This window comes from Allotamlana fucoidanivorans, from assembly GCF_006265225.1.
Lineage (GTDB): Bacteria > Bacteroidota > Bacteroidia > Flavobacteriales > Flavobacteriaceae > Allotamlana > Allotamlana fucoidanivorans.
The window spans coordinates 309,795-322,542 of sequence record NZ_VDCS01000003.1 but is presented as its reverse complement, the minus strand read 5'-3'; the positions used below and the strand labels follow the sequence as shown (position 1 = coordinate 322,542).

General features: G+C 35.6%; 11 protein-coding genes. All 11 read left to right on the top strand.

The annotated features are described in order from the left end of the window. The first annotated feature begins 4 nt into the window (after window positions 1-4). The 11 genes from proC (at window position 5) to FGF67_RS04255 (ending at window position 12,607) form a co-directional block, all read left to right on the top strand. On the top strand, window positions 5-799 hold the full coding sequence (proC, locus tag FGF67_RS04305; RefSeq protein ID WP_139695238.1) for a pyrroline-5-carboxylate reductase: 795 nt from the start codon (window positions 5-7) through the stop codon (window positions 797-799). A gap of 1 nt (window position 800) precedes the next feature. After that, window positions 801-1,955, top strand: a complete 1,155-nt coding sequence (locus FGF67_RS04300) for an aspartate aminotransferase family protein (RefSeq protein ID WP_139695237.1) — start codon at window positions 801-803, stop codon at window positions 1,953-1,955. 15 nt (window positions 1,956-1,970) lie between these two features. Further along, window positions 1,971-3,167 (top strand): glutamate-5-semialdehyde dehydrogenase, encoded by a 1,197-nt coding sequence (locus FGF67_RS04295; RefSeq protein ID WP_139695236.1) that lies wholly within the window; start codon window positions 1,971-1,973, stop codon window positions 3,165-3,167. A 2-nt stretch (window positions 3,168-3,169) separates the two neighbouring features. After that, entirely contained in the window at window positions 3,170-3,934 is a 765-nt protein-coding gene (proB, locus tag FGF67_RS04290) for a glutamate 5-kinase (RefSeq protein WP_139695235.1), read from the top strand. Between the two features lie 5 nt (window positions 3,935-3,939). Continuing rightward, entirely contained in the window at window positions 3,940-4,878 is a 939-nt protein-coding gene (locus tag FGF67_RS04285; RefSeq protein ID WP_139695234.1) for an N-acetylornithine carbamoyltransferase, read from the top strand. 41 nt (window positions 4,879-4,919) lie between these two features. Beyond that, window positions 4,920-5,699, top strand: coding sequence for an acetylglutamate kinase (gene argB, locus FGF67_RS04280; protein ID WP_139695233.1), 780 nt, complete (start codon window positions 4,920-4,922; stop codon window positions 5,697-5,699). Next, on the top strand, window positions 5,696-6,760 hold the full coding sequence (locus FGF67_RS04275) for a M20 family metallo-hydrolase (RefSeq protein ID WP_139695232.1): 1,065 nt from the start codon (window positions 5,696-5,698) through the stop codon (window positions 6,758-6,760). The genes argB and FGF67_RS04275 overlap by 4 nt, the downstream gene beginning before the upstream one ends. A 33-nt stretch (window positions 6,761-6,793) precedes the next feature. Next, window positions 6,794-8,068, top strand: coding sequence for an argininosuccinate lyase (gene argH, locus FGF67_RS04270; protein WP_139695231.1), 1,275 nt, complete (start codon window positions 6,794-6,796; stop codon window positions 8,066-8,068). A gap of 14 nt (window positions 8,069-8,082) precedes the next feature. After that, on the top strand, window positions 8,083-8,991 hold the full coding sequence (locus tag FGF67_RS04265; RefSeq protein ID WP_139695230.1) for an alpha/beta hydrolase: 909 nt from the start codon (window positions 8,083-8,085) through the stop codon (window positions 8,989-8,991). A 151-nt stretch (window positions 8,992-9,142) separates the two neighbouring features. After that, window positions 9,143-11,245 (top strand): beta-galactosidase, encoded by a 2,103-nt coding sequence (locus tag FGF67_RS04260; RefSeq protein ID WP_139695229.1) that lies wholly within the window; start codon window positions 9,143-9,145, stop codon window positions 11,243-11,245. A gap of 132 nt (window positions 11,246-11,377) precedes the next feature. Continuing rightward, complete coding sequence (locus tag FGF67_RS04255) at window positions 11,378-12,607, top strand: family 16 glycosylhydrolase (RefSeq protein WP_139695228.1); 1,230 nt, start codon at window positions 11,378-11,380, stop codon at window positions 12,605-12,607. Window positions 12,608-12,748 lie beyond the last annotated feature (141 nt).

The following is a 12,748-nucleotide window of genomic DNA, read 5'->3' as shown; positions in this document are numbered from 1 at the left end:
AACCATGAGAATAGCCATTATTGGAACTGGAAATTTAGGAAGCTCGATTGCTAAAGGGCTTATAGGGAATAAATCATATACCTCGCTGTATTTGAGTGATAAAAATACGGCCAATGTAGATGCGTTTAATACCCTTGAAAATGTGACGGTAACGAATGATAATCTTTTAGCTGTTGAGCAGTCAGATATGATCATTTTTGCACTTCAACCTAAGCATATTAATAGCGTACTAGAGAGCGTGACACATCTTATTACAGATCGCCATACCGTAATGTCTGTTGCTGCTGGTGTTGAAATATCAAGAATAGAAGGTATAGTTGGAGGGGATAAACACATTATCAGAGTTATGCCAAATACCGCGATTTCAATAGGTAAGTCTATGACGTGCCTGGCAGCTAATACAGTAGCGCAAGACCGTTTAGTATTGGCAAAGGATATTTTTAATCAGCTAGGTACTACCATGGTAATTCCTGAAGAACAAATTCAAGCAGCTACGGTTATTTGCGCCAGTGGTATTGCATTTTGGATGCGTTTGGTAAGAGCAACCACTCAAGGGGCTATTCAATTAGGTTTTGAAGCACATGAAGCTCATGAGTTAGCCTTGCAAACCTGTTATGGTGCGGCAAGTTTGTTGAAAGAGTCGGGTAAGCATCCCGAAGAAGAAATTGATCGTGTTACAACACCAAGTGGTTGTACCATTGAAGGCCTTAATGAAATGGAACATCAAGGATTAAGTTCTTCATTAATAAAAGGGATTAATGCCTCGTTTGAAAAAATAAATCAACTTAAAAAGAATTAATATGCCATTATTTAACGTTTATCCACTATATGATGTAACCCCTGTATCTGGTAAAGGGGTGTACGTTTATGATGATCAAGGGGCTGAGTATTTAGATCTTTACGGGGGTCATGCCGTGATTTCCATTGGTCATGCACACCCTAAATATGTTGAGGCAGTTTCAAATCAAGTGTCAAAGCTCGGGTTTTATTCTAATGCCATACAAAACCCTTTACAGGTTAAACTAGCTGATAGGTTAGAAAAATTATCTGGTTGTAAAGATTATCAATTGTTTTTGTGTAATTCTGGGGCAGAAGCAAATGAAAATGCCTTGAAATTAGCATCCTTTAAAACAGGGAAATCACGTGTGGTAGCGTTTAAAAATGGATTCCATGGGCGTACTTCGGCTGCTGTGGCCGCAACGGATAATCCTAATATTATAGCGCCAATAAATGCGCAACAGGAAGTAACTATTTTAGACTTGAATGATATTACAGGCGTGAAAGCAGAACTTGAAAAAGGAGATGTTTGTGCAGTCATTGTTGAGTTTATTCAAGGTGTAGGAGGCTTAGATCAGGGAACATCAGATTTCTTTGAACAAGTTTATGCCCTTTGTAAAGCCAATAATACCATGTTTATTGCCGATGAGGTACAATCTGGTTACGTGCGTTCAGGTAAATTCTTTGCCTTTCAACATCATAATGTGACACCCGATATTATTTCAATAGCCAAAGGTATGGGAAATGGTTTTCCTATTGGCGGGATATTGATTCATCCAGAAATTGAGGCAAAATTTGGCATGTTAGGTACCACATTTGGTGGAAATCATTTGGCTTGTGCAGCAGGCTTAGCTGTGCTAAATGTGATTGAGGAAAAACAGTTGATGAATAATGTGATTAATATGTCTGAATACTTCATCAAGATAGCTCAAACCATTCCACAGATAAAGAAAATAAAAGGAAGAGGTTTAATGTTAGGGCTTGAATTTGATTTTGAAGTGGGCGACCTCAGAAAAAAATTAATTTATGAGCACCATATTTTTACAGGAGGTGCCTCAAATAAAAAATTATTAAGAATATTACCGCCTTTAACCGTAAGGAAAGAGCATATAAATATGTTTTTTGAAGCGCTTATAGGCGTCTTAGCCAACTCAGAAATAGTTGAGGCTAAGGTTTAAAATTAAAACTACAAAATGAATACTTTACTATCTATAGAAATAAGAAATGCTGTTTTATTAAAAATGGCAGAACTTTTAAAGCGTGATAGAGAAGCGTTAATAGAAATAAATAAAACAGATTTAGAAGCCTACAAAGGGGATGATATTTCTATGTTTGATCGTTTAAAGGTTAACGATGCAAAAGTAGATGAAATGATAAAGTCTGTAACTCATTTGGCTTCGCAGGAAGACCCAGTTGGGATAGAACGTTTTAGCTTTAAGCATGAAAATGGTATGCAGATTTATAATAAAACAGCATCCTTTGGAACGGTAATGATTATTTATGAATCACGACCAGATGTAACGGTTGAAGCTGCAGGCATTGCGTTTAAATCTGGAAACAAGATTTTATTAAAAGGCGGGAAAGAGTCTTTACATTCAAATTTGAAAATTGTAGCCTTATGGCATGAGGCGTTGCAGACCTATGGAGCAGCTACCAGTTGGGTGGAGTATTTACAATTTAATAGGACAGAAACTCAAGCGTTTTTAGAAAAGCCAACACAAAAAGTAGATTTAATTGTGCCTCGTGGAGGGGAACGTTTAATTGCCTTTGTGAAAAAACATGCCACCTGTCCAGTTATTATTAGCGGACGCGGAAATAATTTTGTTTATGTACATAAGGAGGCAGATTTAGATGTTGCTTTAAATGTTATCGTAAACGGAAAGACTGCAAAAATATCGGCATGTAACGCTGTTGACAAAGTACTTATTGATGCCAATTTGCCTGATAAAGATAAGTTTATAGAAACATTGATTGCTAAATTAAAGGAGTTTAATGTTGAAATTTTAGGAGATGCCAAAACGTCAAAGTTTGAAGAAATTAAAGCTTTTGATTCTGAAGATATCTGGTACGAAGAGTTTCTAGACTACAAAATTGTTATTGGTGAAATTGCATCAAATGAAGACACTATCGCTAAAATCAATAAATATTCCGGCGGACATTCGTCTTCCATTATAACAAAGAATGATACCGAGGCCGAATTGTTTATGGCTAATGTAGATACGGCTGCGGTTTATCACAATGCTTCAACTCGTTTTACAGATGGTGGACAATTAGGTTTAGGGGGTGAGCTTGCTATTAGTACAGATAAGTTGCATCAGCGTGGACCAATAGGGTTACAGCATTTAGTGACTAATAAATGGTATGTTCATGGAAATGGACAAATAAGATAAACATGCAAAAAAAGAAGCGCATACTATTAAAGATTGGTTCAAATACGCTAACCAAAGAGACCAATAATATTTCAAGAGGAAAAATTGAAGATGTTGCAAATCAAATAGCTAAGCTTCAAGATTCCTGTGAGTTTGTTATTGTAAGTTCAGGAGCTATTGCAGTGGCTAAGCAATTTGTAAAGCTAGAGAGTAAACAAGAAGAAGTTTTTGTAAAGCAGGCTTTGGCATCAATTGGTCAGCCACATCTTATTAGAATTTATCAGGAAATCTTTAGAGAGTACGGTTTACTAAGTTCACAGTGTTTATTGTCCTATTCAGATTTTGAAAAGGAAGATAGTAGAACCAATATCATGAATACCATAAAAGTATTAATGAATAATAACTATGTGCCAATTATAAATGAAAATGATACAGTAGCCACTGATGAGATTAAGTTTGGTGATAACGACAAATTAGCGGCATTAACAGCGTCATTACTTGGGGTTGATTTATTCATTATTGCAACCAACACGCATGGTATTTATACCAAAGCTTCTATAAATGACGAAGCGCCAGAAACCATTGAAGAGGTTTTAAATTTTGAGAAGTTAAGAGCACAAGTAGTGAGTTCAAAATCCTCGCATGGAAGTGGTGGTATGGCTTCTAAAATAGAAGCCGCTTCCTTAGCTAAAAAAGCAAACATAGAAACATGGATTGTAAACGGTTTAGAAGATAACTTTATAGTAAATGCAATGCAAAATAAAGTACTGTTTACCAAAATAAAATAATTAAGATGAATTACATTTCTATTCAAGATATAGATGATATTAATGCATGGATTGAGGCGGCTAAAGCCATTAAATCAAATCCGTTGGGTGATGTTGAATTAGGTAAACACAAAACCTTAGGCTTGCTTTTTTTTAATTCAAGTTTACGAACGCGATTAAGTACTCAAAAAGCCGCTTTAAATTTAGGAATGAACCCGATTGTTATGAATGTTTCTGGTGATGCTTGGGGTATTGAATTTGGTGATGGTACAGTGATGAATGGAAACACCGCCGAGCATATTAAAGAAGCGGCGGCTGTGGTATCTCAGTATTGTGATATCATTGCGGTTAGAGCATTTCCAACTTTAACCGATAAGGCGAAAGATGAGAGTGAGCAGGTATTAAATGCCTTTGCTAAATACGCTTCGGTACCCATTGTAAATATGGAAAGTGCCACAGGACATCCTTTACAAGGTTTAACAGATGCCTTAACCATTTCGGAGTATACAACAAAACCAAGACCTAAAGTGGTATTAAGTTGGGCACCACATGTGAAAGCTTTGCCACATGCCGTTGGAAATAGTTTTGTAGAAGCCATGCAAAAAATGGATGTTGAATTTGTAATCGCCAATCCAGAGGGGTATAATTTAAATCCTGAAATAACTAAAGACACGCCTATATATCATAATCAAGCAGAAGCATTTATAGGAGCAGATTTTGTTTATACCAAAAACTGGAGCTCTTATGAAGATTATGGTCAAATAAAAAACACAGACCCTAATTGGATGATTACAAACGAGAAATTGGGTCATGCCAAGTTTATGCATTGTTTGCCTGTAAGAAGAAATGTGGTTGTTGAAGATGCGGTGTTAGATAGTGATGCGTCTCTTGTAATTCAGCAGGCAAATAACAGAACCTATGCCGCGCAGTTGGTGTTAAAAAAAATATTAGAAGATTTGCAATAACGTTTCAGGCTTAAACGTGTTTAAAATCTAAAATAAAGAATATGAAAGAAAAATTATCAATAGTAAAAATAGGAGGAAATGTTATAGAAGATCAAGAGGCTTTAAATGCATTTCTAAAACATTTTTCTAAGTTAGAAGGACATAAAGTTTTAGTACATGGAGGTGGTAAACGCGCTACGCACATAGCGTCAAGGTTAGGTGTAGAGTCTAAAATGATAGATGGGCGCCGTATTACAGATGCAGATACGTTAGAGGTTATCACTATGGTTTATGGTGGCTTGGTAAATAAAAATATTGTTGCAAAACTTCAAGCGTTACATGTTGATGCTATTGGATTAACAGGTGCCGATATTAATAGTATTTTATCTGTAAAACGTCCAGTAAAAGCTATTGATTATGGATTTGTGGGTGATGTTAAAAAAGTAAATTATAAAAGCATAAATAAACTGATTAAAGCTAATTTTACACCAGTATTTTGTGCCATTACCCATGATAAAAACGGTCAATTATTTAACACCAATGCTGATACCATAGCTTCAGAATTAGCCATAGGTTTATCAAAATTATACACGGTTGAGTTGTACTATTGTTTTGAGAAAAACGGCGTGCTTATGTCTGTTGATGATGATAATTCGGTTATTGATTACATGGATTCAGGTACCTATCAAGTGTTAAAACACGATGGCGTTTTTCATGATGGTATGTTGCCCAAGTTAGAAAATTGCTACCATGCTATTGAGCAAGGTGTGTCTAGAGTATTTATAGGCAACCCAACTGTAATAAGTAATAAAGAACAAAAGTTTACAACCTTGTTTTTATGATAGAACAGTTAACACAAGAAGCTATAACGCTTTTAAAACAATTAATAGAAACGCAGTCTTTTTCATCAGAAGAAGATATTACGGCATCACATATAGAAGCTTGGTTTAAACGCTATGCCATAGATTATAAGAGAACAAAAAACAATGTATGGGCGGTTAATAAGTACTTTGATAACAGCAAACCTACACTATTGCTAAATTCGCACCACGATACGGTTAAGCCAAATTCGGCCTATACCAATGATCCTTTTAAGGCTATTGTTGACGAGGGAAAACTATATGGTTTAGGAAGTAATGATGCAGGAGGATGTTTGGTGGCTTTAATAGCCACTTTTACGTATTTCTATAATTATAAAAATTTAAAATACAATTTAGTTATTGTTGCTTCGGCGGAAGAAGAAAGTAGTGGCCCAAATGGATTGAATAGTATGCTTTCCATTATTCCAAAAGTAGATGTAGCCATTGTGGGAGAACCCACGCTTATGAATTTGGCAGTAGCTGAAAAAGGTCTTGTTGTTTTTGATGCTGTGATTGAGGGAACACCCAGTCATGCTGCACACCCCAATGATAATAATGCTATTTATAACAGTATAGAAGCACTTAAATGGTTTCAAGATTTTAAATTTGAAAGAGGCTCTGAGGCCTTAGGTGACGTGAAACTTACGGTAACCCAAATAAATGCAGGGTCGCAGCATAATGTAGTTCCGGGTCATGTAGATTTAGTTATTGATGTCCGTGTAAACGATGCTTATAGTAATGCTGAAATAGCGCAAATTTTACAAGCACAAGCACCTGTAACAAAAATCACCCCACGAAGTTTAAGGCTTAATTCATCCAGTATTCCAATGAATCATGATTTGGTGAAAGCGGGTGTTGATATGGGGCGAACCACTTATGGGTCACCAACACTATCAGATCAGGCCGTTTTATTCTGTCCGTCATTAAAATTAGGACCAGGTGATAGTACACGGTCACATTCGGCAAACGAATTTATTTTTATAAAGGAAATAGAAGAAGGTATAAAGATTTATGTGGAATTGTTGAATCGCGTTATTGTTTAACACATCAGCATATAAACAAATAAATAGAAAATAATGAAACTCTGGGATAAAGGCATATCTATCGATAAAAAAATAGAACAATTTACAGTTGGAAACGATAGAGAAATAGATATTCATATTGCAAAATATGATGTTATAGCATCAAAAGCACATGCTAAAATGTTGCATAAAATTGGCATTTTAACCACCATAGAATTAGAACAACTTTTAGGAGGGTTACAAGTTTTAGAAAATGAAATTGAAGCAGGTGAATTTGTTATCGATGCGCAGTTTGAAGATGTTCATTCTAAAATAGAGTATGAATTAACAGCGACATTGGGCGAGGTAGGAAAAAAAATTCATACAGCACGTTCACGAAATGATCAAGTTTTGGTGGCTTGTCACCTGTATTATAAAGAGAATTTAAAGCTAATTCAAAGCAAAACAAAGACCTTGTTTGATACACTGTTGCATTTGGCTGAGCAATACAAAGATAAAGTATTGCCAGGCTATACACATTTGCAAGTGGCTATGCCTTCATCATTTGGATTGTGGTTTTCTGCCTATGCAGAATTGATGATAGATGACGTTTTTCTATTAAATGCAGCCTTAAAAACGGTAGATCAAAATCCCTTGGGATCAGCTGCAGGATATGGTAGTTCTTTTCCTATTGATAGAGAATTTACTACTGAAGAAATGAACTTTGCTACATTAAAATACAACGTCGTTGCGGCACAGCTGGGACGCGGAAAAAATGAACGGACTATTGCTGCTGCTTTGGGTAGTTTAAGCAATACCTTAGCTCGTTTTGCTATGGATACTTGCTTGTATATGAGTCAGAATTTTGATTTTATATCCTTCCCAGATGAGCTCACCACAGGAAGCAGTATTATGCCGCATAAAAAGAACCCAGATGTATTTGAATTAATTAGAGGAAAATGTAATAAAATTCAAGCGCTTCAAGGGGAGATGCTTTTAATAACTAATAATTTACCGAGTGGTTATCACAGAGATTTTCAGTTGCTAAAAGAGAATATGATTGCAGCGTTTGAGGAAATAAAGGATATTCTTGATATTTTCAATTACTCGATTCAACAAATAATAATTAAAGATGTTAATATCAATGATGATAAGTACAAATACTTGTTCACGGTTGATAATATTAACACCTTGGTTGTAGAGGGGCAAAGTTTCAGAGAAGCTTATCAGAAAATTGGCGGACAAGTTCAAAATGGCACCTATGTACCTGATACCTCAAAAAAACACACCCATACAGGAAGCATTCATAATTTGAGTTTGGATAAAATACGCGATAAATTTCCTAAATAGAGAGTAGTAAGGATATGAGACTATTTTTTTTATGGTTTTGTTTTATTGGACTTAATATGGGGCATGCACAGGTTAAAACGATAGAAATTTGGGATAGTAACATACCCAATAGCCAAGAAACAGAACAAGAGGAGGTGGTTGAAAAAACAGACATTACAAGAATCACACTTGTAAAAACACCAACATTACAAATTTTTCTGCCAGCCAAAAAAAGTGCCACAGGACAGGGTGTAATAATCTGTCCTGGCGGCGGGTATCGCAGTTTATCATATGATTGGGAAGGGACAGATGTTGCCAAATGGTTTAATAGTAAAGGTATTGCAGCATTTGTTTTAAAAAGCAGGTTACCACTTTCCAAATCATTAAAAGTACCGCATAAAGCGCCTTTGCAGGATGCGCAACGTGCTATGAGATGGGTGAGATATCACGCTGCTGAGTTTAATATAAAACCAGATCAAATTGGTATTATGGGATTTTCTGCTGGAGGTCATTTGGCGGGCACATTAAGTACACAGTTTAACAAACAAAATGAGTTTGAAGAACAACCCTTAGATACCATTTCAGCCAGACCAGATTTTTCTATATTGATATATCCCGTAGTTACCTTGAAACATGATTACACCCATAAAGGATCTCGCAACAATTTGTTGGGAAAAGATGCCGATGAAAATCTGAAACACCAGTACTCAAATGAACTTCATGTTACTGAAAATTCACCTCCAACATTTATAGTACATTCTGGTGATGATAAAGCAGTGCCGGTAGAGAATAGTCTGCAATTATATAAGGTTTTAAATAATCATGGTGTTAAGGCTGAATTACATGTGTATCCTTTTGGTGGCCACGGATATGGTTTAGCTGTGGGGAATGCGTATTTAGAGACCTGGACTGATAGATTACACGTTTGGTTAAGCAATCTTTAATAGTTTAAAAACCCAACTTTTTTTGTAAATCACACTGTATTCATTTGATTAAGTGTTTGGTTGTAGCGCTTGTACAGTTTTTGTAAAGTACAAGAATCTGTTTTTATTTTTTTGAAGATTATATTTATGCATCAACTAAATTAGACTCAAAATGAATAGCATACACCACCGTATTTTTTTGTTATTATTTTCTTTTTCAGTTTTTCTTTCTTGTAAGAAGCAAATAGATGAAACGAAAGAGTATGTGCTTTTTGATTTTGAACAAGAGAATCAGTTAAAAGTAGAAGGAGTTGTAGACGCGTCATACAAAGTAATTGAGTCTGGGACAACTAAATTGTTACAGGTAAAAACAGGGCATCAGGTGTCGAAACCTACTATTGTTTTAAAACAACCAGATAATGTAAATTGGGATTTAAAAGGATACCATCAAGTAAAAGCTGATGTTGCTAATATTGGTGATTCTTACATGCAAGTTGAAATGTTTGTAGGCGATGATCCAGATGGTTTAATTAAATGGTATTGTTCAGATTACGTAGATTTAAATCCGGGTGAGAAAAAGGCAATAACAGTTGATTTAGCCTGGACACCATGGGTGTTTTCGCCTCAATTGAAAGTTGAAGGCATGCGGGGTATACCTGGTTCATTGAAAACAGATATTGATGCTATTAAAGAAATAAGCTTTTGTTCACGTTATGCCTCATCAAATAATACATTTACTATTGATAATATTCGAGCCGAAGGCAAATTAGAAGTACGAGATACTTCAGGTTTTTTTCCATTTGTAGACAAGTTTGGCCAATATAAACACAACGATTGGAAGGGAAAAATACATGCTGAAGAAGAATTAAAACAAGTGGCAGAAGTTAATTTAGAAAAGCTCTTGGAAAAGAGTGGGCCAGAGGAAAGAGGAACTTATGGAGGCTGGACAGGTGGTCCTAAATTAGAAGCCACAGGCTTTTTTAGAACAGAGAAGTACAAAGGTAAATGGTGGCTGGTTGATCCGGAAGGGTATTTGTTTTGGACGGCTGGGGTGAATTGTGTTTCTCCAAATAGTGCACATACAGGGACTTCAGGAAGAGAACATTATTTTGAGACATTACCAAAAGCAGAGGGCGAGTATGCTAAGTTTTATGGTGAAGGCGGAAGAGCTTCTCATGGGTTTTACAGTAAAATAGATTCATATACATCTTTTAATTTTTATCAGAGTAATTTGTTTAAAAAGTTTGACTATGATTGGCAGTATAAGTTTTCAGATTTAGCACATTTAAGGTTTAAGAGCTGGGGATTAAATACGATTGGATTTGTTTCTGATATTTGGACAACCAGACAACAAAAAACGGCATATGTGGGATCTATTTGGATTAGGAATACACCAAAAATTCAAGGATCTGAAGGATTTTGGGGAAGGTTTCATGATGTGTTTGATCCAAAATTTGAAAAGGCTGTTAAGGCATCAATGGCATCTCAAAAAGAAGGCGCTTATGATGCTTGGTGCATCGGCTACTTTGTGGATAATGAATTGTCTTGGGGTGATTTGGGATCATTGTCCATTGGTGTGTTGAGGAGCCCTGAAACACAAATTGCAAAACATGTTTTCGTTCAAGATTTAACAGATAAGTATACCACTATACAAGCTTTGAATCAATCTTGGGGAACGTCACATCAATCCTGGGAAGCTTTGCTTAAATCAACTGAAACACCAGATATGAATAAAGCTATGCCAGATTTAGTCGATTTTTATAGAAAAATTGCTGAAACGTATTTTAAGACCATAAAGGAAGAATTGCAGATAATTGCACCTAAACAAAATTATTTAGGTTGTCGTTTTGCTTGGGCTAATAATGATGTGGTGTTAACGGCAGCAAGCAAGTATATGGATATTATGAGCTTCAATAAATATGAGTATAGCGTAGAAAATATCGGTCTGCCAAAAGGTGTAGATAAACCCATTTTAATTGGTGAATTTCATTTTGGAGCTGTTGATAGAGGTATGTTTCATGCAGGTGTTAAGAAAGCAGAAAGTCAGGAGGATAGAGGTGAAAAGTATCAAAGCTACATTCAAGGTGCATTAAGAAACCCTTCAGTTATTGGTGCGCATTGGTTTCAGTATATCGATGAACCGCTCACTGGAAGGTTTGATGGTGAAAATTATAATATTGGGCTTGTTGATGTTTGTGATAATCCTTACGAAGCGTTGGTTGAAAAAATTAGAGAAACAACCTATGGCATGTACTCTTATAGAATGAGTCATTAATTTCGTTCAATCGGTAAAAATAGACATCGGTAATTGGGATAATTTATTGAAAGTTTAGTTTTTTTCCAGTGTTAGCTTCCTTGTAATTGAAGCTGAGTTGGTATTTTTACTAAAATAATTTTTCAATATATTATGCTTAATAAATATTTGCCCCTAACATTATGTTGTAGTTTAATCATTTTTGCTTCATGCAGTAAAAGTGACGCCACAGAAGATGATCCTGAAGTTACCCCAATTCTAACAATGGTTAATACTAAAATTCCAGAGAAAACCGCCGTCTATTCAGACGTTTTAGTAGGAGGAACTATTTCCTATGGGAATGACGATTTTCAGAGCATAGAGCAAGGTGTCGTTTGGGCCGAAACAGAGCTTCCTACAATTAATGATAACAAACAAGTGGTTTCATCAACGTCAAATGATTTTACTACTACCATTTCAGAATTAAAAGGTAATGCTAAATACTATTTCAGAGCCTATTTGTCTAGTAATTCTGAAACAATTTATGGAGATCAAAAAGATATTACCACAGATAAAGCACCGAGCCCAGTTGCTTTTTTACCAGATCCTGGTAATGGAAAAATGTGGGTTATTCAACCTGAGTTTTCCAATGAGTTTGAATATAGTGATAAGACTGATTCTCAATTTTCAGATGATTGGCAAGATTCGTTTTTCAATGGCTGGACAGGACCTAAAAAGTCTGGTACGGCTACAACATCAACGGTTTATACTCCGGAAAATTCTTCAATACAAGATGGTAAACTTGTGTATAAAGCGACTATTGATGGTAATAATGTGCATACGGGTTGTGTAACATCAAAAGCCAAAGTAGGATATCCGCTATATATGGAAGCGCGGGCAAAAATAAGTGAATCATCGTTAGCTACGGCTGTATGGCTATTAAGTGAAGACTCTACTCAGGAAATAGATAATTTGGAAGCTTATGGTAGTAAAGACAACGATTATTTTTCAAAAAGATTACATTTAAGTCATCATACGTTTATAAGAGATCCGTTTCAAGATTATCAACCCAAAGGGCCAGAAACCTATTATGCTGATGGAAAAGGAACACAGTGGGCAGATGATTATCATAATTATGGAATACTGTGGTTAGATCCTTGGACACTTAAATATTATGTTGATGGCGAATTAGTAAGAGAAACACCTACTGATGAAATAGATCCGTTGAACTATACAAATGGCACAGGTTTAAATAAGGATATGTATCTTATTATATCGGCTGCGGCACAACCTTGGCGAGAGACAGTAGGGCAGGTTGAGGATTATACAACTGATCCTTCTGTTATTAGTGAAGCACGTTCAACTTCTAAATTTGAATACATTCGAACCTATAAACCAGAGTAATTTAGGCTGTATGATTAAAGATTAAGGTTAAATTTAGTTTGAGTGAACGGAATTCAATATGAGAATATCGTACTAGGTATAAAAATAAAGCGCATTTGTAAAAAAATGCGCTTTTTTTGGACGTCCCATTATGTTCAGTTT